Annotated in this window: 25 protein-coding genes and 1 tRNA gene; 5 read left to right on the forward strand and 21 right to left on the reverse strand. The window is 69.4% G+C overall.

Going from position 1 to position 25244, the window contains the following annotated elements; genetic code table 11:
- Positions 1-133 precede the first annotated feature (133 nt).
- The 5 genes from P7V53_RS29775 to rsmB form a co-directional block, all read right to left on the reverse strand.
- A tRNA-Phe gene (locus tag P7V53_RS29775) sits at positions 134-209 on the reverse strand.
- A gap of 47 nt (positions 210-256) precedes the next feature.
- Positions 257-961 (reverse strand): response regulator, encoded by a 705-nt coding sequence (locus tag P7V53_RS29780; RefSeq protein WP_280153092.1) that lies wholly within the window; start codon positions 959-961, stop codon positions 257-259.
- 9 nt (positions 962-970) lie between these two features.
- Complete coding sequence (locus P7V53_RS29785; protein WP_280153093.1) at positions 971-3250, reverse strand: ATP-binding protein; 2280 nt, start codon at positions 3248-3250, stop codon at positions 971-973.
- Positions 3251-3277: 27 nt separating this feature from the next.
- Positions 3278-3787, reverse strand: coding sequence for a DUF4390 domain-containing protein (locus tag P7V53_RS29790; protein WP_280153094.1), 510 nt, complete (start codon positions 3785-3787; stop codon positions 3278-3280).
- A 100-nt stretch (positions 3788-3887) separates the two neighbouring features.
- Complete coding sequence (gene rsmB, locus P7V53_RS29795) at positions 3888-5195, reverse strand: 16S rRNA (cytosine(967)-C(5))-methyltransferase RsmB (RefSeq protein WP_348273456.1); 1308 nt, start codon at positions 5193-5195, stop codon at positions 3888-3890.
- A gap of 144 nt (positions 5196-5339) precedes the next feature.
- On the opposite strand from rsmB, the gene P7V53_RS29800 reads away from it, so the two are divergent.
- Both P7V53_RS29800 and P7V53_RS29805 read left to right on the forward strand, forming a co-directional pair.
- The gene (locus tag P7V53_RS29800; protein ID WP_280153095.1) at positions 5340-6074 is read left to right on the forward strand and encodes a GTP cyclohydrolase I; all 735 of its coding nucleotides are present in this window, start codon (positions 5340-5342) and stop codon (positions 6072-6074) included.
- An 11-nt stretch (positions 6075-6085) separates the two neighbouring features.
- The gene (locus P7V53_RS29805) at positions 6086-6514 is read left to right on the forward strand and encodes a BLUF domain-containing protein (protein WP_280153096.1); all 429 of its coding nucleotides are present in this window, start codon (positions 6086-6088) and stop codon (positions 6512-6514) included.
- A gap of 7 nt (positions 6515-6521) precedes the next feature.
- On the opposite strand, the gene P7V53_RS29810 is transcribed toward P7V53_RS29805, so the two are convergent.
- The 8 genes from P7V53_RS29810 to P7V53_RS29845 all read right to left on the reverse strand — a co-directional run bounded on the left by P7V53_RS29810 (position 6522) and on the right by P7V53_RS29845 (position 15583).
- Positions 6522-7577 (reverse strand): 2-oxoacid:ferredoxin oxidoreductase subunit beta, encoded by a 1056-nt coding sequence (locus tag P7V53_RS29810; protein ID WP_280153097.1) that lies wholly within the window; start codon positions 7575-7577, stop codon positions 6522-6524.
- Between the two features lie 67 nt (positions 7578-7644).
- Positions 7645-9504 carry a 2-oxoacid:acceptor oxidoreductase subunit alpha gene (locus P7V53_RS29815; RefSeq protein ID WP_280153098.1) on the reverse strand — a complete coding sequence of 620 codons (1860 nt, stop codon included), beginning with the start codon at positions 9502-9504 and terminating at the stop codon, positions 7645-7647.
- A gap of 3 nt (positions 9505-9507) precedes the next feature.
- Positions 9508-11337 (reverse strand): FAD-dependent oxidoreductase, encoded by a 1830-nt coding sequence (locus P7V53_RS29820; RefSeq protein WP_280153099.1) that lies wholly within the window; start codon positions 11335-11337, stop codon positions 9508-9510.
- Positions 11338-11480: 143 nt separating this feature from the next.
- Complete coding sequence (locus P7V53_RS29825) at positions 11481-12644, reverse strand: AI-2E family transporter (RefSeq protein ID WP_280153100.1); 1164 nt, start codon at positions 12642-12644, stop codon at positions 11481-11483.
- 6 nt (positions 12645-12650) lie between these two features.
- Positions 12651-13934, reverse strand: a complete 1284-nt coding sequence (locus P7V53_RS29830) for an NAD(P)/FAD-dependent oxidoreductase (protein ID WP_280153101.1) — start codon at positions 13932-13934, stop codon at positions 12651-12653.
- Positions 13935-13944: 10 nt separating this feature from the next.
- Positions 13945-14259: a cytochrome C gene (locus P7V53_RS29835; protein ID WP_280153102.1), complete on the reverse strand. Its 315-nt coding sequence runs from the start codon at positions 14257-14259 to the stop codon at positions 13945-13947.
- On the reverse strand, positions 14247-15041 hold the full coding sequence (locus P7V53_RS29840; protein WP_280153103.1) for a hypothetical protein: 795 nt from the start codon (positions 15039-15041) through the stop codon (positions 14247-14249). The genes P7V53_RS29835 and P7V53_RS29840 overlap by 13 nt, the downstream gene beginning before the upstream one ends.
- Positions 15038-15583 carry a LemA family protein gene (locus tag P7V53_RS29845; RefSeq protein WP_280153104.1) on the reverse strand — a complete coding sequence of 182 codons (546 nt, stop codon included), beginning with the start codon at positions 15581-15583 and terminating at the stop codon, positions 15038-15040. Before P7V53_RS29845 ends, P7V53_RS29840 begins: the two co-directional genes overlap by 4 nt.
- 88 nt (positions 15584-15671) lie before the next feature.
- On the opposite strand from P7V53_RS29845, the gene P7V53_RS29850 reads away from it, so the two are divergent.
- From P7V53_RS29850 to P7V53_RS29860, 3 genes are all read left to right on the forward strand, one after another.
- A complete protein-coding gene (locus P7V53_RS29850) occupies positions 15672-16463 on the forward strand; it encodes a sulfite exporter TauE/SafE family protein (RefSeq protein ID WP_280153105.1) in 792 nt (263 codons plus the stop codon).
- 194 nt (positions 16464-16657) lie between these two features.
- Entirely contained in the window at positions 16658-17005 is a 348-nt protein-coding gene (locus P7V53_RS29855) for an antibiotic biosynthesis monooxygenase (protein WP_280153106.1), read from the forward strand.
- Positions 17002-17715, forward strand: coding sequence for a helix-turn-helix transcriptional regulator (locus P7V53_RS29860; RefSeq protein WP_280153107.1), 714 nt, complete (start codon positions 17002-17004; stop codon positions 17713-17715). Before P7V53_RS29855 ends, P7V53_RS29860 begins: the two co-directional genes overlap by 4 nt.
- A 7-nt stretch (positions 17716-17722) precedes the next feature.
- On the opposite strand, the gene queC is transcribed toward P7V53_RS29860, so the two are convergent.
- The 8 genes from queC to P7V53_RS29900 form a co-directional block, all read right to left on the reverse strand.
- Entirely contained in the window at positions 17723-18463 is a 741-nt protein-coding gene (queC, locus tag P7V53_RS29865) for a 7-cyano-7-deazaguanine synthase QueC (protein WP_280153108.1), read from the reverse strand.
- 3 nt (positions 18464-18466) lie between these two features.
- Complete coding sequence (locus tag P7V53_RS29870) at positions 18467-19747, reverse strand: glutamate-5-semialdehyde dehydrogenase (RefSeq protein ID WP_280153109.1); 1281 nt, start codon at positions 19745-19747, stop codon at positions 18467-18469.
- A gap of 25 nt (positions 19748-19772) precedes the next feature.
- Positions 19773-20324: a YbhB/YbcL family Raf kinase inhibitor-like protein gene (locus P7V53_RS29875; RefSeq protein WP_280153110.1), complete on the reverse strand. Its 552-nt coding sequence runs from the start codon at positions 20322-20324 to the stop codon at positions 19773-19775.
- A 56-nt stretch (positions 20325-20380) separates the two neighbouring features.
- A complete protein-coding gene (locus P7V53_RS29880) occupies positions 20381-21235 on the reverse strand; it encodes a GNAT family N-acetyltransferase (RefSeq protein WP_280153111.1) in 855 nt (284 codons plus the stop codon).
- Complete coding sequence (locus P7V53_RS29885) at positions 21232-22230, reverse strand: dipeptide ABC transporter ATP-binding protein (protein WP_280156647.1); 999 nt, start codon at positions 22228-22230, stop codon at positions 21232-21234. Before P7V53_RS29885 ends, P7V53_RS29880 begins: the two co-directional genes overlap by 4 nt.
- Positions 22231-22295: 65 nt before the next feature.
- The gene (locus tag P7V53_RS29890) at positions 22296-23282 is read right to left on the reverse strand and encodes an oligopeptide/dipeptide ABC transporter ATP-binding protein (RefSeq protein WP_280153112.1); all 987 of its coding nucleotides are present in this window, start codon (positions 23280-23282) and stop codon (positions 22296-22298) included.
- Between the two features lie 17 nt (positions 23283-23299).
- Positions 23300-24187: an ABC transporter permease subunit gene (locus P7V53_RS29895; RefSeq protein WP_280153113.1), complete on the reverse strand. Its 888-nt coding sequence runs from the start codon at positions 24185-24187 to the stop codon at positions 23300-23302.
- Between the two features lie 7 nt (positions 24188-24194).
- Positions 24195-25202, reverse strand: a complete 1008-nt coding sequence (locus P7V53_RS29900) for an ABC transporter permease subunit (protein ID WP_280153114.1) — start codon at positions 25200-25202, stop codon at positions 24195-24197.
- Positions 25203-25244 lie beyond the last annotated feature (42 nt).

Consider the following 25244-nt stretch of genomic DNA (forward strand, 5'->3'; position numbering starts at 1 on the left):
AAGTTACTGCACGATTCGGGGAATCTCAAGCCATGCTGCGGTAACTTCCGGGACAACAAAAAAGCCCTAGAGCGTTGATTCTCAAGGGCTTTCGGCGTCATGGGATCCTATTGGATTCCCTGAAACAGCAACTTGGTGGCCAAGGGCGGAATCGAACCACCGACACGCGGATTTTCAATCCGCTGCTCTACCAACTGAGCTACTTGGCCGCGAGCCGGCCATTCTAGCAGCACTCGGGCAGCGGCCCGCCCTTCGCCTAGGTCCCGCCGCGCTTGTTGCGCGACAGATCGACCCCGAGCTGCTTGAGCTTGCGATACAGGTGCGTGCGCTCCAGGCCGGTCTTCTCCGCGACGCGCGTCATGCTGCCGTTCTCCTGCGCCAGGTGGAACTCGAAGTAGCTCTTCTCGAACGCATCGCGCGCCTCACGCAAGGGGCGATCGAGATCGAAGGTCTGCTCGGACTGCGGCCCCAGGGACAAGGACACCGGCGACGGCATCACGTGGCTCATCGACGAAGAAGCGCCGAGCATCATCGGCTCGCCCGCCGCGCCGTTGTCGCCGCGCACCGCGCCGCCGGGTCCTGCGGCCGGCTTGGCGCCGGGCTTGGCGAGCCCCTGCTCCACCGCGCGCAGCAGCTTCTGCAAGGTGATGGGCTTTTCGAGAAACGCCATGGCGCCGTGCTTGGTCGCCTCGACCGCCGTGTCGATGGTGCCGTGGCCGCTCATCATGATCACCGGCATCGTGAGCAGCCCGCCTGCGGCCCATTCCTTCAGCAGCGAGATGCCGTCGACGTCCGGCATCCAGATGTCGAGCAGCACGAGGTCGGGACGCAGGCGGTCGCGGCATGCGCGCGCCTGCGCGGCGTCTTCGGCCAGCTCCACGTTGTGGCCTTCGTCGGTGAGGATTTCCGACAACAGGGCGCGAATGCCCAGCTCGTCGTCGACTACAAGAATGGTGGCCATGAACGGTCGTCAATGTGCCCGTGCTTCCGCCGGCGAGGGTGATGCCGCTGCGGTGGGTGGAGGGGTGGTTGCGCTTCCCGGGGGCGCCAACTTCGAAAATGATAACGAAACTTGCGCGCCCGCCGCCGGGGTGCCGGGCAGGTTGGCGATGCGCACGCGCGCGCCGTGCTCGTCCGCGATTTTCTTCACGACGGCCAGGCCGAGTCCCGTGCCCTTGCTCTTGGTCGTCACGTAGGGCTCGAACGCGCGCTTGAGCACCTTGTCGGCGAATCCCGGCCCGTTGTCGACCACCTGAAGCCGCACCGCGCGCACGTCGCCGCGGTCGGTGCGATTGGCCTCGGTGCGCAGGGTGACGCGCCCGTCTTCCTTGTCGGCGACCGCGTCGAGCGCGTTCTGGACCAGGTTGTGGATCACCTGCCGAAGCTGCGAATGGTCGCCCAGGATGGCCGGCAGGTCGCCGCTCAGCTCGCAGTGCAGCCGGCCGGCCTCCTGCGGTTGCTGGTACAGCGCCAGCACCTCGCGCACCAGCCCGTTCAGGTCCAGCGGATGCAGCTGGGCGGCGGGCAGCCGCGCATAGTCGCGGAACTCGTTGACCAGCGTCTTCATCGCCTGCACCTGGCTGACGATGGTGCCGACCGAGCGGACCAGCATCGCCTGGTCGGTGCCTTCGAGCTTGGGCTCGAGCTTCTGCTGCAGGCGCTCGGCCGACAGCTGGATCGGCGTCAGCGGATTCTTGATCTCGTGCGCGAGCCGCCGCGCGACTTCGCTCCAGGCCGCGCTGCGCTGCGCCGACACGACTTCGGTGATGTCGTCGAACACCATGAGCCGCGCGCCTTGCGGCATGGCCGCGCCGCGCACCAGCAGCGTCTGCGTGTCGCGGTCGCTGGCGGTCTGCAGCTCGAACGAGTCCTGCCAGTGGTCTCGCTCGCCGGCCTCGGGACTGGCGTCGTGCAGATCGAAGCGCTGCAGCACCGCCTCGGAGAAATTCTCCAGCCCCGGCACCTCGTCCAGCCCCTTGCCGCGATAGGCCGACAGCGGCACGCGAAGAATGCGCGTGGCGCCGGGGTTCACGGTGTCGATGTGGCCGGCGCGGTCGAACACGATCACGCCGGCGGTGAGGTTGTCGAGGATGGTCTGCAGGTTCGCGCGCGCCGACTCCACCTGCGTCACGCTCTTTTGCACCATCTCGCGCGCTTCGGACAGCTGCTCCGTCATGTCGGCGAACGAGCGCGTCAGCCCGCCCAGCTCGTCGCGCGAGGCGAACACCGGCTTGGCGCTCAGGTCGCCCTCGGCCACCTCGCGCACGCCCTGCGCCAGCAGCAGCAGCGGCCGCGCAAGCTGGTTGCCCAGGGTCATGGCGAGCAGCAGCGCGGCGAACACCGCGAGGATCAGCGTCAGGGTGAGCGTGCCGATGTACATCTTGCGCAGACCCTCGCGGCCCAGCGCGCGCTGCTGGTACTCGCGGAACGCGGACTGCACGGACAGCGCATTGGCGGCGAGCGACGGCGGCACCTGCTGGGTCGCCATCAGGTAGCGGTCCTGCTGCGCCAGCTCGAAGTTGGTGCTCGGGATGTAGGCCAGCGCGCGAACGCGCGCGCTGCCGGCGGTGGCGTCTTCCTCCAGGCCCTCGAGCTGGCTGACGATGCGCGTGGTGCGGGCCTCGCGCAGCAGCAGCTGCGACGGCCGGTCGGGCAGCAGCGCGCCCGGCGAGCTGCCCGCCGACAGGATGATCTGTCCGCTGGAGCCGACGATGGCGATGTCCTGCGCCGACAGCTGCTCGCGCAGGCGCTCCAGCCCCAGCGGCTGGATGTCGACCCGGCCCTCCGAGCGGTCGGCCAGGCGCTCGGCGGCCAGCCGGACCTTGTTCGCCAGGTCGTAGCGCTGCGCGTCCAGCGTCGCGCGGCCGAGGTTCAGGCCGGCGTCGAGCGCGCCTTCCACCTTGACGTCGAACCAGCTCTCGATAGAGCGCGAGACGAACTGGTAGCTCACCGTGTAGATCAGCACGCCCGGCACCACGCCCACCAGCGCGAAGATGGCGGCCAGCTTGAGCAGCATGCGGCTGCCGAACTTGCCGCGCTGCACGCGGATGAGCAGCCGCACCGCGGCGATGCCGATCACCAGCACCAGGAAGCCGGCCACCGCGACGTTCACCCAGAACAGCCAGGCGTAGTGGCGCTCGTAGAAGGCGCGGTTGTTGGTGGCGATCGACAGCAGGAAGGCCAGCACCAGCACCGTGCCGGTGATGGCCACCAGCGAGATGATCCAGGCCCAGCGGTTGGCTTTGGTCATCGTCTTGCGGCCGGTTCGGGGGCTCGCTCAGTTGAACCGTTGAAATTTTTCAACGAGCAGCGTCCATTCCGGCTGTCCGCCGATGCCGATCTGCATCGGCCGCGGCAGCAGCGTGGTGTCGAGGCGGTAGGTGAACTCGACATAGTGGCGCGCGCCGTCCTCGATCTGGTTGTCTTCGGCGATCTTCCATTGGCTCACGCGGCGCACCGCGGCGAGCGCGTCGTTCAGGTTGTCGAAGTTCTGGTTCAGTCCACCGAAGGTCACCCGGTATTTTCGGGTCAGCGGCTGGAAGGCGACTCGCCAAACCCGCGACGCCTTGTTGATTTTCTTGTCGCGCCAGTACCAGCGGTCGCGAAACACCTCGGCCTCCGCCACGAAATACAGCGGCACGCCCTTCTGCAGCGCGTCTTCCACGCCCCGCGGCAGGTCGAACTTGAGCCCGAAGCCGAGATAGACGCCCTCCTCGTTGTGGACGATGTCGAATTCGGTGAACTCGGGCTGATCGGCTCGCGACTCCGTGGTCAGCAGGCCGGCCACCGCCAGCCAGAGCGCCCAAAGCAGGCGCCAGCCGGCGTGCATCGCACGGGGGTGGCGGCCAGCCGGATCCAGGCGACGCGACGACGGCGAGGAAAGCACTTCAGGACTTTTGCAGCAGGGCGTAGAAGAAGCCGTCGGGCGATGCACCGACAGGAGGCGCGGTGGGCGCCTGCTGGACATTGTCGGGCAGCGGAAGCAGGTGTCCGGGGGACGGAGGACGCTTGGCGATGCCGGCGTCGCTGTGGCGTTGCAAAAAAGCGTCGATCTGGTCCTGGCCCTCCGCCTTGAAGACGGAGCAGGTGCAGTACAGCAGCCGTCCGCCGGGGCGCAGCGTCGGCCACAAGGCGTCGAGCAGACGCGCCTGGGTGGCGGCCAGTGCGGCGATGTCCGAGGGCCGGCGCAGCCAGCGCACGTCGGGATGCCGGCGCACGATGCCCGAGGCCGTGCAGGGCGCATCTAGCAGGATGGCGTCGAAGGCGCGGCCGTCCCACCAGGCCGGCGGATCGGCGGCGTCGGCGCAGGCGATCTCGGCGTCCAGCGACAGCCGGCGCAAGGTCTCGGCGATGCGCTCGGTGCGCCGGGGGTCGCTGTCGAGGGCCAGCAGGTGGAGCTCGGCCAGCTCCAGCAGGTGGGCGGTCTTGCCGCCGGGAGCGGCGCAAGCGTCGAGGACCCGGGCGCCGGCGCGCAGGCCGTCGTCGGACCCGACCAGCAGCGGTGCTGCGAGTTGCGCGCCGGCATCCTGCACGGACACGTCGCCCTGCGCGAAGCCGGGCAGGCGACTCACCGGGCAAGGCTGGGCCAGCACGACGGTGTGGGTGCCGAACGCCTCGCCGGCGAGTCCCTCGGCCTGCAGCCGCCGGACGTAGCCGGGCGCATCGCCGCGGCGCGCATTGACGCGCAGCGTCATCGGCGGGCGCCGGTTGTTGGCGGCCAGCAGCGACTGCCACTGCTCGGGCCAGTCGCGGCCCAGGCGCTCGGCCCACCAGACAGGGTGGTTGTGCACCGCCACCGGATCCCGCTCGGCGGCCTGGACGATGCTGTCGCGCTCACGCAGGAAGCGGCGCAGCACGGCGTTGACGAACGAGGCGCTCGCGCCGTGGCGTTGCCGTGCGGCCGTCACCGCCTGATCGACCAGGGTATGAGGCGGATAGGGCAGTTCGGCATCAACTGCCGGCCACAGCAGCGCAAGCGACGACAGCAGCAATGCGTCGACCGCAGCCGGCGGCGCTTTCCTGGCCAGCAGCTGACGCGCCGCCATCGCGCTGCCCAGCCAGCGCAGCACGTGGAAGCTCAGCGCCTGCGTGCCGGGCCGCGCGTCGGCTGGACAACGCGCCAGCGCGTCGTTGAGCGACTGCCCGGCGCGCACCGCCTGCACCGCGTCGGCGGCATGGCCCAGCAGCCGGGCCAACGGCAGCGATGGTGTCGAAGGGGTTGAACTGGAGCTCACCGCGACGAGTCTAGGCGAGAGGGGCCGCCGCGCCGGTGGCCCCACGGCCGCCCGGTCACGCGGGCCCTGTTACGCTCCGGCACCGCCCCTTCCGGGAGGTTTCCCATGCTGAGAGAGACATCCAACCCCATCTTCAAGAGCGAGGAAGAGCTCGCCGGCTTGCCGGTGTCGGAGCGCATCCGATATCGGCTGGTCGGTGCCAACTGCCGCTACCACGCCAACGACAACATCGCCGACTTCATCAAGGAAGGCGAGCTCGACGAGCTGCGCGGCGAGGTCGAGACCAAGATGCAGGAGGTGCTGCGCTCGCTGGTCATCGACACCGACAGCGACCACAACACCAACGACACCGCGATGCGGGTGGCCAAGATGTTCCTGCAGGAGGTGTTCAAGGGCCGCTATGTCGCGATGCCCTCGGTCACCGAGTTCCCGAACTTCTCGCGCCTCAACGAGCTGATGATCGTCGGCCCGGTGAAGGTGCGCAGCGCCTGCTCGCACCACCTGTGCCCCATCCTCGGCAAGGTGTGGATCGGCGTGTTGCCCAACGAGCACTCCAACCTGATCGGCCTGTCCAAGTACGCACGCATCTGCGACTGGATCATGAGCCGGCCGCAGATCCAGGAAGAGGCGGTGATCATGCTGGCCAACGAGCTGCAGGAGCGCGTCAAGCCCGATGGCCTGGCCATCGTGATGGAGGCCGATCACTTCTGCATGCACTGGCGCGGCGTCAAGGATGACGAGTCGATGATGACCAACAGCGTGATGCGCGGCTCGTTCCTGAAGGATGCCAACCTGCGCCGTGAATTCCTGTCGCTCCTGAGCAAGAAGGATTCCTATTAGGAGACGTTGCCATGCTGGTGCGACTGATCTACGCAAGCCGGGCCGCGCAGGCGGTCAACCACGACACGCTGGTCGCGGTGATGAAGGCCGCGCGCGCCCACAACGCGTCGGCCGGCATCACCGGGGTCCTGATCTTCACGGACGGCGTGTTCCTGCAGCTGCTCGAAGGCGGGCGCAATGCCGTGAGCGCGCTGTACAACAAGATCACCCGCGATGCGCGGCACCACGACGTGGTGCTGCTGAGCTACGACGAGGTGCCGGAGCGGCGCTTCTCGGGCTGGGCGATGGGGCAGGCCAACCTGTCGCGGCTGAATCCCGGCATCCTGCTGAAGTACTCGGAGCGCGCAGTGCTCGATCCGTACGCCTTGTCGGCGCAGGCGACGCTGGCCTTGTTCGAGGAGCTGGTGTCGACGGCGGTGATCGATTGCCCCGGGCAGTGACCGGGCACTAGACCAGTTCCGCGTTCAAGGCCGCCAGCACGCCCGCGCCGGGGCACAGCTCGGCCTCTCCCAGTCGATTGAGCGGCGTGGCCACCGTCTTCAGGTGGCCGTGCAGGTCATCGGCATCCCCGTTCACGTACAGCAGGCCGGTGAGGATCTCGCCGCGCGCCTCGTGCGCCGCGATGTGATTCATCGCCGCCAGCCGATCGCCCGGGTCGTAGCCCACCGCCAGCTTGCGCAGCCGGAGCAGGCTGCCGTCATGCTGCGTGATCTCGATGACCTCGCCGGGCGAGTAGCTCGCGCTGATCGCGTCGCGTCGCGGCATGAAGTCGAGCCGGTTCACCGCTTCGTTGTGCGCCCGCACGTAGTCGTAGCTCTTGGTGCTGCCGGGGTGGTTGTTGAAGGCGACACACGGGCTGATGACGTCGATGAAGGCCGCGCCGCGATGCCGCAGGGCGCCCTTGATCAGCGGCACCAGCTGCTCCTTGTCGCCCGAGAAGCTGCGCGCCACGTAGCTCGCGCCGAGCTGCAGCGCCAGCGACACGAGATCGATCGGCGTGTCGGTGTTGATGGCGCCCTTCTTCGACTTGCTGCCCTGGTCGGCGGTGGCCGAGAACTGGCCCTTGGTCAGGCCGTACACGCCATTGTTCTCGACGATGTAGGTCATGTTCACGCCGCGGCGCATCGCGTGCGCGAACTGCCCGAGGCCGATGGACGCCGAGTCGCCGTCGCCCGACACGCCCAGGTACAGGAGCTCGCGGTTGGCGAGGTTGGCGCCGGTCAGCACCGAGGGCATGCGGCCGTGCACGGTGTTGAAGCCGTGCGAATTGCCGAGAAAGTAGTCCGGCGTCTTCGACGAGCAACCGATGCCCGACAGCTTGGCGACGCGGTGCGGCTCGATGTCGAGCTCCCAGCACGCCTGGATCAGCGCGGCGGAGATCGAGTCGTGGCCGCAGCCGGCGCACAGCGTGGAAACCTTGCCTTCGTAGTCGCGCCGCGTGAAGCCCAGCGTGTTCTTCGGCAGCGTGGGGTGGTGCAGCTTGGGCTTGGTGATGTAGGTCATGGGCGATGGGCAGGCAAAGACTCCCTCTCCCGCTGGCGGGAGAGGGCCGGGCCGAGGGCATCTCGCATCACGCCACCAGCCCTCCCTTGATCGGCTGCACGTTCGCGCCCGGCATGCGCTCGGCGATCGCCTCGGTGATGAAGCGCGCCGTGATCGGCGTGCCGTCGAAGTGCAGGATGGGCACCAGCCGCGCGGGGGCAATCTCCTGCTCGGTCATCAGCATGGTGCGCAGCTGCGCGTCGCGGTTCTGCTCGATGACGAACACCGTCTCGTGCTCGGCGACGAAGCGGTCCACGGCCTCGCTGAACGGGAAGGCGCGCACACGCAGCAGGTCGACATGCAGGCCGCGCGCGTGCAGCGCATCGAAGGCCTCGGCCATGGCCGGACTGGTGGACCCGAAGTAGATGACGCCGTGACGCGTCGGCCTGGCTGCACGCCGCTCCACCGGCTGCGGCACCATCGCCTTCGCGGTGTCGAACTTGCGCAGCAGCCGCTCGACGTTGTAGAGGTAGTCAGGCCCGGCTTCCGAATAGCGCGCATAGGCGTCGCGCGTCGTGCCGCGGGTGAAGTAGGCGCCGCGCTCCGGATGCGTGCCGGGCAGCGTGCGGTACGGGATGCCGTCGCCGTCCACGTCGAGGTAGCGGCCGAAATCCCGGCCGGCGTCCAGGTCGGCGCGGCTCATCACCTTGCCTCGGTCGTAGCGCCGCTTGTCGTCCCACTGCAGCGGCTCGCACAGGCGGTGGTTCATGCCGATGTCGAGATCCGTCATCACGAAGATCGGCGTCTGCAGGCGGTCGGCGAGGTCCAGCGCCGCGGCGGCGAAGTCGAAGCACTCGCGCGGATCCTCCGGGAAGAGCAGCACGTGCTTGGTGTCGCCGTGCGAGGCGTAGGCGCAGCTCAGCAGGTCGGCTTGCTGCGTGCGCGTGGGCATGCCGGTGGAGGGCCCGCCGCGCTGCACGTTGATGATGGTGGCGGGAATCTCGGCGAAGTAGGCGAGGCCGATGAACTCGGTCATCAACGACACCCCGGGTCCGGAGGTCGCGGTGAACGAGCGCGCGCCGTTCCAGCCGGCGCCGACGACGATGCCAATCGACGCGATCTCGTCCTCGGCCTGCACGATGGCGTAGCGGTTGGTACCGCTGGCCTTGTCGACGCGGTATTTGGCGCAGTACTTCTGGAACGCCTCGGCCAGCGACGACGACGGCGTGATCGGGTACCAGGCGCACACCGTCGCGCCACCGTACACGCACCCCAGCGCGGCGGCGGCGTTGCCCTCGATGAAGATGCGCTTGCCCACCGCGTCGCGCCGCTCCACGCGCAGACCCAGCACGTCGCTCTCGAGCACGTCGCGGCCGTGGTGCAGGCCCATCATGAAGGCATCGAGGTTGGGCTGGATCAGCTTGGCCTTGCCCTTGTACTGCTCGCCGAGCAGCGTGGCGATGACCTCCGGCTCGATGCCCATCAGCGCCGCCAGGACGCCGACATAGACGATGTTCTTCAGCAGCTGGCGCTCGCGCGGATCGGTGTAGCGCGTGGCACACATCTCGGTGAGCGGCACGCCGATGACGTTCACGTCGTCGCGGAACCTGGACGGCGGCAGCGGCTTGCTGCTGTCGTACAGCAGGTAGCCGCCCGACTCGATCTCCTGCAGGTCGCGGTCCCAGGTCTGCGGGTTCATCGCCACCATCAGGTCGACGCCGCCGCGCCGCCCAAGATAGCCGCGCTCGTTGACGCGCACCTCGTACCAGGTGGGAAGTCCCTGGATGTTCGACGGAAAGATGTTGCGCGGGCTCACCGGCACGCCCATGCGCAGAAGGCTGCGCGCGAACATCTCGTTGGCCGACGCCGAGCCGGAGCCGTTGACGTTGGCGAACTTGACGACGAAGTCGTTGACCGACTCGATGCGCTTGACGATCCTGTGGGACATCGCTCAGGCCGCCTTGCGCTCATGGTGGACGCGGCAGCCCCGGCCGGCGCGCGGCAGCTGGAGGGCGAACTTCTGCATGTCCCAGGCGCCGGTGGGACATCGCTCGGCGCACAGGCCGCAGTGCAGGCACACGTCCTCGTCCTTCACCATCACGCGGCCGGTCATCTTGAGCGTGTCGGACAGGTACAGCGGCTGCTCCGCATGCCGCGCCGGCGCGCGCAAGCGCGCCCGCAGGTCGGCCTCGGTGCCGTTCTTCGTGAAGGTGATGCAGTCGGTGGGACAGATGTCGACGCAGGCGTCGCACTCGATGCACTGGCCGGTGCTGAACACCGTCTGCACATCGCAGTTCAGGCAGCGCTGCGCCTCCTTCCACGCGGTCTTCACGTCGAAGCCCAGCTCGACCTCGACCTTGATGTTGCGCAGCACCTGGTTGACATCGCGCCACGGCACCTTGTGGCGCGTGTCGGGCGCCACCTCGTTGTCGTAGCTCCACTCGTGGATGCCCATCTTCTGCGACACCAGCGTGATGCCGGGCGCGGGCCGCGCCTTCACGTCCTCGCCGTGCAGGAACTTGTCGATCGAGATCGCCGCGTCATGGCCCTGGGCCACGGCCCAGATGATGTTCTTCGGCCCCAGCGCCGCATCGCCGCCGAAGAAGACATCGGGCCGCGACGACTGCAGCGTGGCCTTGTCGAGCACCGGCATGCCGTGCTCGTCGAAATCGATGCCGATGTGCCGCTCGATCCAGGGGAAGGCGTTCTCCTGCCCCACCGCCACCAGCACCTCGTCGCACTCGAACACCTGCTCGGGCTCTCCGGTGGGCAGCAGCTGGCGGCGGCCGCGCTCGTCGCGCACCGCCTTCACCTTCTCGAAGCGCATGCCGGTCAGCTTGCCGTTCTGGTGCAGGAAAGCCTTGGGCACCAGGCAATCGAGGATGGGAATGCCCTCGTGAATCGCGTCCTCCTTCTCCCAAGGGGAGGCCTTCATCTCGTCGAACGGCGAGCGCACGATGACCTTGACGTCCTCGCCGCCCAGACGCTTGGAGGTGCGGCAGCAGTCCATCGCGGTATTGCCGCCGCCCAGCACGATGACGCGTCTGCCGATGTGCGTGGTGTGGCCGAAGGACACCGAGGACAGCCAGTCGATGCCGATGTGGATCTGCGCGGCGGCTTCCTGCCTGCCGGGAATGGCGAGATCGCGTCCGCGCGGCGCGCCGGAGCCGACGAACACCGCATCCCAGTTCTCGGCCAGCAGCTGCTGCATCGACTCGATGCGCACCCCGCCGCGGAATTCGACGCCCAGGCGCAGCACGTAGCCGGTCTCCTCGTCGATCACCTCCTCGGGCAGCCGAAAGCGCGGGATCTGCGAGCGGATCATGCCGCCCGCCTTCGCATCGGCGTCGAACACCGTCACGTGATAGCCCAGCGGCGCAAGGTCGCGCGCGACGGTGAGCGATGCAGGACCCGCGCCGATGCACGCGATGCGCTTGCCGTTCTTCAGGTGTGCCGGGCGCGGCATGCGCTCCTCGATCGCATCGTCCTTGAAGTCGGCCGCGACGCGCTTGAGCCGGCAGATGGCCACCGGCTCGGGCTTGGCCGTCTGCGCTTCCTCGACGCGGCCGCGGCGGCAGGCGGGCTCGCAGGGCCGGTCGCAGGTGCGCCCCAGGATGCCGGGAAACACGTTGGACTCCCAGTTGACCATGTACGCGTCGGTGTACCGGCCGGCGGCGATGAGCCGGATGTATTCCGGCACCGGAGTGTGTGCGGGACAGGCCCACTGGCAGTCGACGACCTTGTGGAAGGTGTCGGGATGGCGAATGTCGGTGGGCTGCAAATCAGGTCCCCCATGGCTGCGCACGCAGCCTCGTGGGCCTGCGCGCGGCGATCGCGAAGTCGGATGATGCTACTGCCGGATAGGCATGCCACCGCGAGGGTTTGCGCTTAGGGTGGTGCGGCGCAGCAGCGCCGCACCGACACTCACTCGCCCAGCAATTCGCCGATCGGCTTCAATCCCTCGATCCGGTCGCACACCGTCTTCACCGCCATCAGGATCGGCACGCCGAGGATCAGGCCCCAGGCGCCCCACAGCCATCCCCACGCCAGCACGCCGACGAAGATCGCGACCGGGCTCATGCGGCTCGCGCGGCTGGTGAGCCACGGCGTCAGCAGATAGCCCTCGAGCGACTGGATGACGAAGGACGTGCCGGCGATCACGAGCGCCATCTCCATCGAGCCGAACTGCAGGAAGCCGACCAGCGACGCGCCGCCGGTGACGACGATGGCGCCGATGTACGGGATGAAGTTCAGCGCGCCGGCCAGCAGCCCCCACACGCCGGCGTACTCCACGCCGATCCACAGGAACGCCAGCCACGTGATGATGCCGACGACGGTGCTGGTGAACACCTGCACCAGCAGGTAGCGCTGGATCTGCTCGGTGATCTCGTCGAGGGCCTGCACGGTGACGCGCTTTTCGGTGAAGTTGGGGCCGGCGAGCTTGACCATCTTGCGGCGGAAGGCGTCGCCGGAGGCCAGGATGAAGAAGGTGAGGAAGAACACGATCGCCACCTGCCCCACCAAGGCAATGAAGCCGATGGTGCCGCTCCACAAGTGGTCCTTCACGTTGAAGCGCGGTTTCTCGATCTGAACGCGCATCACGCCGCGCGAGGCCGGCGCCGGCCCGCCGCCACTCTCCTCGGCGGCGCGCTCGATCTGCTGCGCGGCCTCCTGCACCTTGTCGATCGGCACCAGCGTCGGGCCCTTCTGCGAGCGCATCGCCTGGCGCAGCTTCTGCGCCGCCTCCGGCAGCGACTGCAGCAGCTCGTTGGCATCGTCGGCCAGCGACCACACCATCGCGCTGGTGCCGCTCAGGATGCCCAGCAGCAGCACCGCCGCCGACACCGCGCGCGGGATGCGCCAGCTTTCCAGCCGGTCGACGACCGGGTCCAGCGCATAGCTGAACATCACGCCGATCATCAGCGGTATGAACACCGCAGACGCCCAGTGCAGCACGAACACCGCGCCCAGCACCGCGATGACCGCGAGCGACACGCTGCGCACGTCGCGCGGCATGTTCAGCACGTGGACCGGCAGGTCCTCGGCGAGCGGCGTGTCCTCGGGGCGCGGCGGGTCGGGTTGGTTCATGGCGTGTCAGGTCAGCGCATCGGCCCAGATGTGGCGGGCCCAGTTCCACGCGTACACGCCCTCGAGCTCGCTCGGCCCGCTGGACACGCCGCCGGAGCCGGCCACCACCTTGAAGGTCTTCTCGGCGGCGACGTACTCGTGCACGCTCGCCACGTGGATGACGCTCTTCGCGTCGACAAAGCTGTAGCAGGTGTTGGTGAGCAGCGGCGCGGCATTCGGCGGCCAGCCGCTGAGCTCGGCCACGATCGCCGCGGCGGCCACCTTCGCGTGGTTGTTGGCCATGTGGCCGCTCTTCGGCATCAGCGGCGCGAGCTGGATCGCGTCGCCAATGACGTGGATGTCCCGCGCGGCCGTGGACTCGAAGTCCAGGTAGCGCACCGCGCACCAGCGGGCGTTGGAGTTCGCCAGCCCCGACTGCACGGCGATCGCGCCGGCGCGCATCGCGGGCAGCACGTTGAGCACATCGGCGCGCACGTCCTCGGCGAGCTCGAACTTCACGCGACGCGACGCACCGTCGACGGCCACCGCCTTGTGCTGCGGCCGGTATTCGACGATGCCGGCGTACTGCTCGCTCCACACCTGCTTGAACAGCGCCGGCTTGGAGGTCACGTCGGGATTGGCATCGAGCACCAGCACCTTGGAGCGCGGCTTGACGGCCTTGAAGTAGCTGGCCACCTGGCAGGCGCGCTCGTAGGGTCCAGGCGGACAACGATAAGGCGCCTCGGGGATTGTGATGGCGAACACGCCGCCGTCCGGCATCGCCTCGAGCTGACGCCGCAGCGCCAGTGTCTCGACGCCGGCTTTCCAGGCCTGCAGGATCTGCCCCTGCTCGTGCGCCGCCTGCAGGCCCGCGATGCTGTCCCACACCAGCTCGACGCCCGGCGACAGCACGAGCTTGTCGTAGCGGATGGTCGGGCCCGATGCCAAGGTCGCGACCTTCTGCTGCGCGTCGATGCGCGCCACGCTGTCCTTGACCACGGTGACGCCGTGCGTGCGCGCCAGCCCGGCGTAAGTCACGGTGATGTCCGCCAGCGCCTTGCTGCCGCCGATCACCAGATTCGAGATCGGGCACGACACGAAGCTGTCTTCGGGCTCGACCAGCACGACGGCGATGCGCTGCCCGGACAGCAGCCGCACGTACTTCGCGGCGGTGGCGCCGCCGTAGCCGCCGCCGACCACCAGCACGCGCGCGCTGGCCGGCACGCTGCGCGCGGGGGCGGCACAGCCGCCGAGGCCCATCGCCGCCAAGGCGCCGGCAGCCAGGACCCATTCGCGGCGGCTGTGGTCCATGTGGCGCCCTTCAGTGCGCCTGCGCGGCGAACCACGCCGCGAGCTGGTCGATCTGTGCATCGGTGTAGCCCTTGATGATCTGCTGCATCACCGTCGACGGCCGGTCGCCGCTGCGAAAGGCGCGCATCTGCCGGGCCAGCTGCGGCGCGGGCATGCCGGCGAGCGGCAGCAGCGGCGTTCCCTCGAGCGCACGACCTTCGGTGCCGTGGCAGGTGGCACAGGTGGCGGCGAGGCTGCGGACCTGCAGCGTGCGCTCGTCCTGCGCCATTGACGCGGTGGCGGCGCTCAGCCACGCCAGTGCCATCGCTGCCTTCAGCACGTCCATTCGAGCTCCGTGTACTGGCGCGCCAGCTCCGGCGGCAGCGGCGAGTCGAGCAGGTCGGCGGCCAGGCGCAGCGCATCGGCCGCCGCCGCGGGCAGCCGGGCACGCAGGCTGGTCGCGACCGCGGCATCGACCCAGGCGCGCACCAGCACGGGCCGCAGCATCCAGGGCAGGGCCTCGACCTCGTCGAGCGCATGCGCCAGGCCATCGCCGTCGGGCGGCTGGCACGGCGGCATCATCTCGCGCGGCAGGAACGGGCTCAGCGCCTGCGCATACCAGGCGAGCGCCGCGGCGGGGTCGCGGCCCGGCACCATGCGCGAGAGGTAGGCGGTGACACGTGCCACCTGCAGCAGCGTCGCCGGCGGAAGCTGGGCCATGTCGTTGTGCGATGCGGGCGACGCGGCCGCGGGCGGATGGTCGCCGAGGCGGCGCCGCATCATCAGCCAATGCAGCCGGTCGATGGGGCGCAGCGGCGCATGCGCCGCCATCAGGCGGCGCGTGGACTGCAGCATCGCGCGGCGCTCGGGCTTGGGCAGCAGGCGCGCTCGCGCGAGCAGCACCTCGAGGGCCGGCAGCCGCGACGCGTCCGACAAGCGGCCCACGTCGTCGAGCAGCGCCTGCGCCGTGGGCAGCGGATCGACTTCGGCCTGCCACACCGCGAGCGAGGCGGCGGCGTCCGCCGGTTGCGTGACCAGCGCCAGCACCGCGGCCTTGAGCTCGCCGGGGCCGTTGACACGCGACAGCCGCGCCAGCGCGTCGTGCTCGCGTGCCTGCGCCGTGGTCATAGGGTGCCGGCCCCGCGGAAGCCGAACAGCCCCGCGATGACCCAGGTCGGAAACTGATCGAGCGCATCGTTGTAGCTCTGCGTCGCCTCGTTGAACTGGCGGCGCGCGAAGCCCAGCGTGCTGTCGGCGGCGGCGAGCTCTTCGCCGAGCAGCGCGACGCCGGCACCGGCCAGCAGCTCCGGCTTGGCCGGCAGCTCGCCCTTGAGGCGGCTGCGCGCCTCGGCCAGCGTTTCCTCGGCAAGCCGCAGCGCGGCCATCGGCCGCGCTGCGCTGGGCCGGCTGCGCACCACGTCGCAGGCGGTCTGCAGCTGGCCGCTCGCGGCCAGCACCGCGTCGAGGGCCGGCGTTTCGTGCTCGAGCAGCGGACGCAGCGCTTCCACCCATCGCTCCAGCAGATGGTGGCGCTGGCGCAGCTGCACCTCGACGGGCGCGAAAGCGCGCGAGATGCCGTTGCGCAAGCTGACCAGCCGGTTGTACGCGCCCACGGCCCAGAACAGGAGCACGGCCGCGACGGCCCAGCCGGTGATTTGACCGGAGCTCATGGCGCCCGACTGTATCCGGGATGCCGGCGCGCCACGCGGCTCACGACGTTTCGATGCGCAGCGAAGCATCGATGCGATGCGGGCGCCCATGATCGATCCCATCGCTGCGCCACTCACACCGACCATGCCCACCTTCGAGATCACCCCGCTCATCGCCACCATCGCGTTTGTCTTCCTGCTCGCCGGCTTCGTCAAGGGCGTCGTCGGCCTGGGCCTGCCGACGATCACGATGGGGTTGCTCAGCCTGGCGATGTCGCCGGCGCAGGCGGCCGCGCTGCTGGTCGTGCCGTCGCTGGTCACCAATGTCTGGCAGATCGCCGCGCGGCCGGGCCTGCTTTCGCTGATGCGCCGACTGGCCACGATGCTGGGCGGCGTCTGCATCGGCGTCGCACTGGGCGGCGGCTGGCTCACGCGCGGCCCGTCGGGCGCGGCGACCGCCGGCCTGGGCATCGCGCTGCTCGCCTATGCCGGCCTCGGGCTGCTGACCTTGCACTGGCACATCGCGCCGCGCCACGAACGGTGGGCTGCCCCGCTCGTCGGCATCGCCACCGGCCTGGTGACGGCAGCGACCGGCGTGTTCGTCATTCCGGCGGTGCCGTACCTGCAGGCGCTCGGGCTCGACAAGGAGGAGCTGGTGCAGGCGCTGGGACTGTCGTTCCTGGTCTCGACCATCGCGCTGGCACTCGCCCTGGGCCACGGCGGCGCGCTGCCGGCATCGGCCTGGACCGGCTCGCTGCTCGCGCTGCTGCCGGCGCTCGCCGGCATGGGACTGGGACAGAAGATGCGGCAGCGCCTGCAGCCGGCGCTGTTCAAGAAGCTCTTCCTCGCCGCGCTGCTGACGCTTGGCGTGTACCTGGCGTGGCGTGGGCTGGGCGCCTGACATGACGGACCTGCGCAGTGCGCGGCGAATGCGGATTCGGTGTGCGACGATCACGACGCCCGCACCGCCGCAGTGCGAGCGCTGCGGCACCTCGTGCCGACGTGAAGATCCCGTGCGGGACGGACCTCATGCACCTGGAAGACAGCCGCATCGCCTGCTCCACGAGTCAACTGCTTCGTGGAGGACCACACACGATGATCGCCGTCATCTTCGAAGTCGTTCCGGCCGAGGGACGGCGCGGGCGCTACCTCGAGATCGCCGCGCGGCTCAAGCCGCAGCTCGAAGCCGTGCCCGGGTTCATCTCGGTCGAGCGCTTCGAGAGCCTGACGCAGCCCGGCAAGCTGCTGTCGCTCTCGTTCTGGCGCGACGAGGCCTCGGTGCAGCATTGGCGCGAGGTCGGCGAGCATCGCGCGGCGCAGCGCGCTGGGCGCGAGACGCTCTTCGCCGACTACCGCCTGCGCGTGGCCGGCGTCGTGCGCGACTACGGCATGTTCGAGCGCGACCAGGCGCCGCAGGTCTATCCGACGAAGGTGGGGCCATGACGACACCCGAGCCGCGCTTCGCCAAGGTCGCCGCGATGATCGGCGACCCGACCCGCGCCCGCATGCTGGCTGCGCTGATGGGCGGGCAGTTCCTGGCCGCCGGCGAGCTGGCGGCCGCTGCGGGCGTCACAGCGCAGACCGCGAGCGCGCACGTCGCGAAGCTGGTCGACGCCGAGCTGGTCGTCGCGCGCACGCAGGGGCGGCATCGGTACTTCCGCCTTGCCGACGCCGACATCGGCCATGCGCTGGAAGCCTTGTCGCTCGTGGCCGAGCGCAGCGCGCAAGCGGACAAGTGGAGCCAGGGGCCCTACAAGCCGTTGAAGGCGGCGCGCACCTGCTACAGCCACCTCGCCGGCGAGCTGGGCGTCGCCCTGTTCGAAGGGCTGCTGGCGCGCGGCACGCTCCAGCCATGCGACGGTCACTTCCTGCTGAGCGACGCGGGGCGTGCGGAGTTGAGCACGCTCGGCGTGCCGTTGCCGGCGATCACCACGCCGGCGGCGGCGCGGCGCTTCGCGTATCCGTGCCTCGACTGGTCGGAGCGCCGCGACCACCTGGCCGGCGCGCTTGCCGTGGCCTTGCTGGAGCACAGCGTCGAGCGCGGCTGGCTGCGCAAGGTCGAGGGCTCACGCGCGCTGCGCATCACGCCGGAAGGAACGAAGCGGCTCGCGCCGTGGCTGTCGGCGGCGACCCGCGAAGAGCGCGTCGCCTGAGGGCGGTCTACAGGTTGGCGGGCAGCGTGTCGGTGAACGGCGAGTCGCCATGCATGCGCCAGGCGCGGTACCCGCGCGCACGCAGCGCGCACGCCGGGCACTGGCCGCAGCCGTAGCCCCATTCGTGGCGCTGCCTGCGGTCGCCGACGTAGCAACTGTGGGTGTGCTCGACGATCAGCTCGTTGAGCTTCTCGCCACCCAGCGCCGCCGACAGCGACCAGGTCTGCGCCTTGTCGAGCCACATCAGCGGCGTTTCCAGCGTCAGCCGCGTGTCCATGCCGAGGTTGAGCGCCACCTGCAAGGCCTTCAGCGTGTTGTCGCGGCAGTCCGGATAGCCCGAGAAATCGGTCTCGCACATGCCGCCCACCAGCACGCTGAGCCCGCGGCGGTAAGCGATGGTCGCGGCGAAGGTGAAGAACAGCAGGTTGCGACCCGGCACGAACGTGTTGGGCAGCCCGTTGGCCTGCATCTCGATCTTGCGCGCGTCGGTCAGCGCGGTATCGGAGATCTGTCCCAGCAGCGACAGGTCCAGCAGGTGATCGTCGCCGAGCCGCGCGTGCCAGGCGGGAAACTGCGCATGCAGCTGCGCACGCACCGCGAGACGGCATTCGAGCTCGACGACATGGCGCTGGCCGTAATCGAAGCCGATGGTCTCGACGTGCGCGTAGCGCTCCAGCGCCCAGGCGAGGCAGGTGGTGGAGTCCTGGCCGCCCGAGAAGAGGACGAGTGCATGCCGCGGGTCGGTCATGGGTCAGGCCCGGATCTCACCCTGGCCCAGCACCACCCACTTCATCGACGTCAGTCCCTCCAGCCCCACCGGCCCGCGCGCGTGGAACTTGTCGGTGCTGATGCCGATCTCGGCGCCCAGGCCGTACTCGAAACCATCGGCGAAGCGCGTGGAGGCGTTGACCATCACGCTGGCTGAATCGACCTCGCGCAGGAAGCGCATCGCGTTCGGATGGCTCTCGGTGAGGATGGCATCGGTGTGGTGCGAGCCGTAGCGGTTGACGTGCGCAATCGCCTCGTCGAGGCTGTCGACGACCTTCACGCTGATGATGGGCGCGAGGTACTCCTGCGACCAGTCGTGCTCGCTCGCCGCCTTGACCGCGGCATTGGGCAGCTTCTCGAGCAGCGCCATGCCGCGTGCGTCGCACCGCATCTCGACGCCCTTGGCAGCCCACAGCGCGCCGATGCGCGGCAGGAAGGCCGGCGCGACGGCGGCATGCACCAGCAGTGATTCGGCCGCGTTGCACGGGCTGTACTTCTGCGTCTTGGCGTTGTCGGTGACCTTCAGCGCGAGCGCGAGATCGACCTGCGCATCGACGTAGACGTGGCAGTTGCCGTCGAGGTGCTTGATCACCGGCACCTTGGCTTCACGGCTGATGCGCTCGATGAGGCCCTTGCCGCCGCGCGGGATGATCACGTCGACCGCTTCGGGCGAGGCGATGAGGTGTCCGACCGCGGCGCGGTCGGTGGTCTCGACGAGCTGCACCGCGTCGGGCGGCAGGCCCGCCTCGGCGAGCGAGGCCTGCACCAGCTTCCACAGCGCGAGATTGGAATGGATGGCCTCGGAGCCGCCGCGCAGGATGCAGGCATTGCCGCTCTTGATGGCCAGCGACGCCGCCTCGATGGTCACGTTCGGCCGGCTTTCGTAGACCATGCCGAAGACGCCGAGGGGCACGCGCATCTGGCCCACGCTGATGCCGCTGGGGCGGCGCCGCAGGCCGGTGATCTCGCCGATCGGGTCGGGCATGGCGGCGATCTGCTCGCAGCCTTGCGCCACGGTCTCGATGATCTTCGGCGTGAGCTTCAGGCGGTCGACCATCGGGGCTGCGAGGCCGGCGGCCTCGGCCGCCTCGATGTCGCGCGCATTGGCCGGCGCGAGCGCAGCGGCTTCGCTGCGCAGGCGCCGCGCGAGCGCCAGCAGCGCCGCGTTCTTCGCCGCGGTCGGCGCGGCGGCCATCTTCGTGCTGGCCGCGCGCGCGGCCGCGCCCATGTGGGCGATGGTGGCCTGGAGATCGGTGGAGGTCATGGGCGAATTGTCCCAAACCTGCGCATCACCTGCCGTACTTCGAGGTGAACGTCGCCGATCCGAGCTTGTTCGCATTGATCATGAAGCCCGCCAGCGCCGCCGTGCCTTCGGCGGGCACGTCGAGCTTGTCGGTCTTCAGCGCGTACACCGTGAAGATGTAGCGGTGCGGCTTGTCGCCCTTGGGCGGGCAGGCGCCGCCGAAGCCCGGGGCGCCGAAATCGGTGCGCACCTGCATCGCGCCGGACGGCAGGCCCTTGCCGTCGGCGCTGCCGGCACCCTCGGGCAGCTCGGTGGTCGTGGCCGGCAGGTTGATGACCACCCAGTGCCACCAGCCGGAGCCCGTGGGGGCATCGGGGTCGTAGACCGTGACGGCAAAGCTCTTCGTGTCCTTGGGCGCGCCGCTCCACTTCAGCGCCGGCGAGATGTTCTTGCCCGAGCAGCCGAAGCTGTTGAACACATGCGTGTCGGGCAGCTTGGCGTTGGGCTTGGCGGTGGGGCTGGCCAGGGTGAAGCCGGCCGCGTGGGCGGTGGCGCCGAAGACCAGGGAGCAGGCGGCGGCCAGGGCGATGCGGTGCATGAGGCGTCCTTTCGATGCGGGCGAAGCAGCCACTTTGCGACAGCAGGCGCAGCGATTCAAGCGGGGTTTGCGGGGGGACATCCGCGCAGGTCCAGACGCATCTGGATCTGGTGCAGCGGCAATGCCGTGAATCCCGCCTCGCGCAGCGCCCGCGCCGCGATGTCGTCGTGCATCAGCTGCGGCACGCGCACGGTCTGCGCCGGATGCGCGACCAGCAGCGCGTCGATCAAGCGGCGCGCGTCGCGTTGCGCCGGATCGGCATCGACGAGCGCCAGCACCGTGACGCCGACCTGCTGCGACGCCTGGAAGACGATCAGCGCCGTACCCAGCTGCCAGGATGTCGCAGCCGCATCCACATGCCGCATCGACTCGCCGCCTTGCTGATAGGGCAGCTGCGCCGGTCCATGGGCCTGGAGCCAGTCGGCCGCATGGGCGAGGGCCATCGCGCGGGGCGTGGCCGGCGTCGCGTCGACCGGCGCCGGCTCTCGCACGAAGCCCCACAGCGGCGCGCCGTCGACGAAGCCGAAGGAGCGGTACAGCTTCAGCGCGGGCACGTTCTGCGCGAACACCTCGAGCTCCAGCGCCTGCGCGCCGGCCGCCCGCGCCTCGTCGACCACCGTTCCCAGCAAGGCGCGCGATGCGCCGCTGCCGCGTGCCGCAGGGCAGACGCCCATCGCACCGACGCGCCGGCGGCGGCCGTGCCGGCCGACGAACACGAATCCCGCCAGGGCGCCGTCGACGACGGCGCAGCGGCTCATCGACAACTCGGCGCCCCAGCGGGCGAGGCGCAGCGGCAGCGCCTGGGCCGTCATCGCGAACGAGCCGGCGAGGTAGCCGTCGAAGGCCTCGGTGAAGCACGCCGCCAAATCCTCGGCGCTCGACTGGCCGGCGCCGACGATCGCGAGCGTCACGCGATCTGTTCGGCGAAGTGGCAGGCCATCTCGCCGCTGGTCTTGCCGTCGGTGGGCCGGCGCAGCAGCGGCACCTCCACGCGGCAGCGCTCCTGCGCATGCGGGCAGCGCTTGTGGAAGGCGCAGCCCGAGGGCGGGTTCAGCGGCGACGGCAGCTCGCCCGACAGCACCTGGCGCGTCTGCCGCGCGGCCTTGTCGATGCGCGGCGTGCTGGCCAGCAGCGCGCGGGTGTACGGATGGCGCGGCAGCGAGAACAGCTCGCGCTTGCTCGCCTGCTCGACCACCTTGCCGAGGTACATCACGAGCACGTCGTCGGCAATCAGCTCGACCACCGCGAGGTTGTGCGAGATGAAGACGTAGGCGACCTGCGTCTCCTCCTGCAGGTCCATCAGCAGGTTGAGCACCTGCGCCTGGATCGACACGTCGAGCGCCGACACCGGCTCGTCGGCGACGACGATGCGCGGATGCAGCATCAGCGCGCGCGCGATGGCGATGCGCTGGCGCTGGCCGCCGGAGAACATGTGCGGATAGCGCTGGTAGTGCTCGGGGCGCAGGCCGACGCGCGCCATCATGGCGCGCGCCCGCTCCTCGCGCTCGGCGCGAGTGAGCGTGGTGTTGATGATCAGCGGCTCCTCGAGCGCCTGGCCGATCTTCTTGCGCGGGTTGAGGCTGGCGAAGGGGTTCTGGAACACCATCTGCACCTGCTGGCGAAGCCGCTTCTTCGCGGCCGCATCGGCATGCGCCACGTCGACGCCCGTCAGGTGCAGCTCGCCGGCGGTGGGCGTCTCGATCATCGTGATCTGGCGTGCCAGCGTGCTCTTGCCGCAGCCGGATTCGCCGACCACGGCGAGCGTGCGCCCCATCTGCAGCGTGAACGACACGCCGTCCAGCGCGCGGGCCGTCGCCTTGGGCTTGAGAAAGCCCAGCGAGACCGGGTAGTGCTTGGCGAGATGGCGTGCGTCGAGGATGACGTCTTCTCCGGCCGGCTGCGGCATGGTGGTGACCGGCGCGTTCCCGGTGTGGATGCGGTCGACCATCTCGACCGAGATCTTCGATTCGCTCATGCCGAAGCCTCCGCCGACGCGTGCTGCACGAGCGGGAAGAAGCAGCGCGCCTGCGCGCCCTCCACGCCGTAAAGCGCGGGCCGCTCGGCGCGGCACTTGTCCTGCACGTAGGGACAGCGCGGCGACAGCAGGCAGCCGCTCGGCCGGTCGAAGGCACCGGGAACCACGCCCGGCATGGACCGCAGGCGGCGCTGGCCGATGTTGTGCTCGGGCAGCGCCGACAGCAGCGCTTCGGTGTACGGGTGGTGCGGCGCGGTGAAGATTTCGGGCACCTTCGACGTCTCGACCACCTGGCCGGCGTACATGACCATGACGCGCGACGCGACTTCTGCAACGACGCCGAGGTCGTGCGTGATCAGCATCAGCCCCATGCCGCGCTCGCGCTGCAGCTTGAGCAGCAGCGCCAGCATCTGCGCCTGGATGGTCACGTCGAGCGCGGTGGTGGGCTCGTCGGCGATCAGCAGGCGCGGGTTGCAGGCGATGGCCATCGCCACCATCACGCGCTGGCTCATGCCGCCCGACAGCTGGTGCGGAAAGGCGTCGAGGCGGCGCTCCGCGTCGGGAATCTCGACTGCCCGCAGCAGCTCCAGCGCCCGCGCGCGCAGCGCCTTTCGCGAGCCGCCTTCGTGGATGCGCAGCGTCTCGGTCAGCTGGTACTCCACGGTGAAGCAGGGGTTCAGGCTGGACATCGGATCCTGGAAGATCATCGCGATGTCGCGGCCGAGCATGGCGCGGCGATGCCTCTCGGACAGCCTGAGCACATCGCGGCCGTCGAACGACAGCCGCTCCGCCTTCACGCGGCCCGGCGCGTCCACCAGGCCCATCAGCGCGAGCGCCGTGACGCTCTTGCCGGAGCCCGATTCGCCGACGATGCCGACCACTTCACCGGCCTCGATGCTCAGGCTCACGCCGTCGACTGCCTTGAACGGCGCGTCCTCCGGTCCGAACTCGACCGTCAGGTTCTGTACTTCGAGCAGTGCCATGAGTGGTGTGGACAGGCCTAGCGTTTGAGCTTCGGATCCAGCGCGTCGCGCAGCCCGTCGCCCATCAGGTTGAACGCCAGCACCGAGACCAGGATCGCGAGGCCCGGCAGGGTGACCACCCACCAGGCGCTCTGGATGAACTCGAGGGCGCTGGCGAGCATGGAGCCCCATTCGGGCGTCGGCGGCTGCGCGCCCAGCCCGAGGAAGCCCAGCGCGGCGGCGTCGAGGATGGCCGTCGAGAAGCCGAGAGTCGCCTGCACGATCAGCGGGGCCGCGCAGTTGGGCAGCACCGTGTCGAACATCAGCCGCGGCGTGCCGGCCCCGGCGATGCGCGATGCGTTGACATAGTCCTTAGCCAGCTCGCCGATCACTGCCGCTCGGGTGAGGCGCACGAAGTGCGGCAGCATGACGATGGCAATCGCGTACATCGCGTTCATCAGGCCGGGGCCGAGGATGGCCACCACCGCGACGGCGAGCAGCAGGCTCGGCAGCGCCAGCATGATGTCCATCAGCCGCATGATCGTGAACTCGACGCCGCCGCGGAAGAAGCCTGCCAGCAGCCCGAGCAGCACGCCGCCCGACAGCGACAGTCCGACCGACACGAGACCGATGATCAGCGACAGCCGCGTGCCGTGGATCAGCCGCGACAGCACGTCCCGCCCGACCGGATCGGTGCCGAGCACGAAGCGGTGGCCGTTGACGGGCTGCCACGACGGCGCACGCAGCGTAGCCTCGCGGTACTGCTCGGAGGGCGAATACGGCGCGATCACGTCGGCGAGCAGCGCACACAGGATCAGCGCCACGACGATGGACAGGCCGATGATCGCCCCGCGATTGCGGCGGAAGTCGCGCCACAGCTCGACCCAGGGGGACGGCGGCGCGGTGGTGGGAAGAACGGCGCTCATCGGCGTCTCACTGGTGTCGGATGCGGGGGTTGATCACGCCATAGAGCAGGTCGACGACCAGGTTCACCGCGATGATGACGGTGGCCGACATCAGGATGCCGCCCTGCACCGCCGGGTAGTCGCGGCGATGGATGGCCTCGACCAGCCATTTGCCGATGCCGGGCCAGGAGAAGATGGTCTCGGTAAGGATGGCGCCGGCGAGCAAGGTGCCCACCTGCAGGCCGATCGTCGTCACCACCGGGATCAGCGCATTGCGCAGCGCATGGATGCCCACCACGCGCCACGTCGAGGCGCCCTTGGCGCGCGCGGTGCGGACGTAGTCCTCGCGCAGCACCTCCAGCATGGACGAGCGCGTCATGCGCGCGATCACGGCCAGTGGAATGGTGCCGAGCGCGATGGCGGGCAGGATGAGGTGCATCAGCGCGCTCTTGAACGCGCCTTCGTCGGACGACAGCAGCGAGTCGATCAGCATGAAGCCGGTGACGCTGGGAATGTCGTACATGATCGCGATGCGCCCTGACACCGGCGTCCAGCCGAGCGTGACCGAGAAGGTCAGGATCAGCAACAGTCCCCACCAGAAGATCGGCATCGAATAGCCGGTGAGCGAGGCGCCCATCACGGTGTAGTCGAGCGCGGTGTTGCGCTTCAGTGCGGCGACGATGCCGGCGGGCAGTCCCACCACCAGCGCGAACAGCATGGCCACCACCGACAGCTCGATGGTGGCGGGGAAGCGGGCGATGAACTCGGTGAACACCGGCTCGTGCGTGATCGTCGAATGGCCGAGGTCGCCGCGGACGGCCCTCCACACGTAGTCGGCGTACTGCACCGTGAGCGGCCGGTCGAGGCCGAATTGCTGCGAGAGCCGCTGGTAGCGTTCCTCGGTCATGCCGCGCTCGCCGGACAGCGCTTCGACCGGGTCCCCCGGCAGCAGGCGGATCAGCGCGAAGACGAGCAGCGTGATGCCGATGAAGGTCGGCAGCACCAGGCCCAGGCGCTTGAGGAGAAAGGCGAACATCGAAGGATGTGGCTAAAAAAGATGGGGGCGCGCCTGAAACGC

This window comes from Piscinibacter sp. XHJ-5 (assembly GCF_029855045.1).
Classification (GTDB): domain Bacteria; phylum Pseudomonadota; class Gammaproteobacteria; order Burkholderiales; family Burkholderiaceae_C; genus Albitalea.

Bases quoted from the DNA above. Each gene is read 5' to 3' on its own strand.
- P7V53_RS29780 (WP_280153092.1), bottom strand. From the start codon at position 961: ATGGCCACCATTCTTGTAGTCGACGACGAGCTGGGCATTCGCGCCCTG.
- P7V53_RS29785 (WP_280153093.1), bottom strand. From the start codon at position 3,250: ATGACCAAAGCCAACCGCTGGGCCTGGATCATCTCGCTGGTGGCCATC.
- P7V53_RS29800 (WP_280153095.1), top strand. From the start codon at position 5,340: ATGCTGAGAGAGACATCCAACCCCATCTTCAAGAGCGAGGAAGAGCTC.
- P7V53_RS29805 (WP_280153096.1), top strand. From the start codon at position 6,086: ATGCTGGTGCGACTGATCTACGCAAGCCGGGCCGCGCAGGCGGTCAAC.
- P7V53_RS29810 (WP_280153097.1), bottom strand. From the start codon at position 7,577: ATGACCTACATCACCAAGCCCAAGCTGCACCACCCCACGCTGCCGAAG.
- P7V53_RS29815 (WP_280153098.1), bottom strand. From the start codon at position 9,504: ATGTCCCACAGGATCGTCAAGCGCATCGAGTCGGTCAACGACTTCGTC.
- P7V53_RS29825 (WP_280153100.1), bottom strand. From the start codon at position 12,644: ATGAACCAACCCGACCCGCCGCGCCCCGAGGACACGCCGCTCGCCGAG.
- P7V53_RS29830 (WP_280153101.1), bottom strand. From the start codon at position 13,934: ATGGACCACAGCCGCCGCGAATGGGTCCTGGCTGCCGGCGCCTTGGCG.
- P7V53_RS29835 (WP_280153102.1), bottom strand. From the start codon at position 14,259: ATGGACGTGCTGAAGGCAGCGATGGCACTGGCGTGGCTGAGCGCCGCC.
- P7V53_RS29840 (WP_280153103.1), bottom strand. From the start codon at position 15,041: ATGACCACGGCGCAGGCACGCGAGCACGACGCGCTGGCGCGGCTGTCG.
- P7V53_RS29845 (WP_280153104.1), bottom strand. From the start codon at position 15,583: ATGAGCTCCGGTCAAATCACCGGCTGGGCCGTCGCGGCCGTGCTCCTG.
- P7V53_RS29850 (WP_280153105.1), top strand. From the start codon at position 15,672: ATGATCGATCCCATCGCTGCGCCACTCACACCGACCATGCCCACCTTC.
- P7V53_RS29855 (WP_280153106.1), top strand. From the start codon at position 16,658: ATGATCGCCGTCATCTTCGAAGTCGTTCCGGCCGAGGGACGGCGCGGG.
- P7V53_RS29860 (WP_280153107.1), top strand. From the start codon at position 17,002: ATGACGACACCCGAGCCGCGCTTCGCCAAGGTCGCCGCGATGATCGGC.
- queC (WP_280153108.1), bottom strand. From the start codon at position 18,463: ATGACCGACCCGCGGCATGCACTCGTCCTCTTCTCGGGCGGCCAGGAC.
- P7V53_RS29870 (WP_280153109.1), bottom strand. From the start codon at position 19,747: ATGACCTCCACCGATCTCCAGGCCACCATCGCCCACATGGGCGCGGCC.
- P7V53_RS29875 (WP_280153110.1), bottom strand. From the start codon at position 20,324: ATGCACCGCATCGCCCTGGCCGCCGCCTGCTCCCTGGTCTTCGGCGCC.
- P7V53_RS29885 (WP_280156647.1), bottom strand. From the start codon at position 22,230: ATGCCGCAGCCGGCCGGAGAAGACGTCATCCTCGACGCACGCCATCTC.
- P7V53_RS29890 (WP_280153112.1), bottom strand. From the start codon at position 23,282: ATGGCACTGCTCGAAGTACAGAACCTGACGGTCGAGTTCGGACCGGAG.
- P7V53_RS29895 (WP_280153113.1), bottom strand. From the start codon at position 24,187: ATGAGCGCCGTTCTTCCCACCACCGCGCCGCCGTCCCCCTGGGTCGAG.
- P7V53_RS29900 (WP_280153114.1), bottom strand. From the start codon at position 25,202: ATGTTCGCCTTTCTCCTCAAGCGCCTGGGCCTGGTGCTGCCGACCTTC.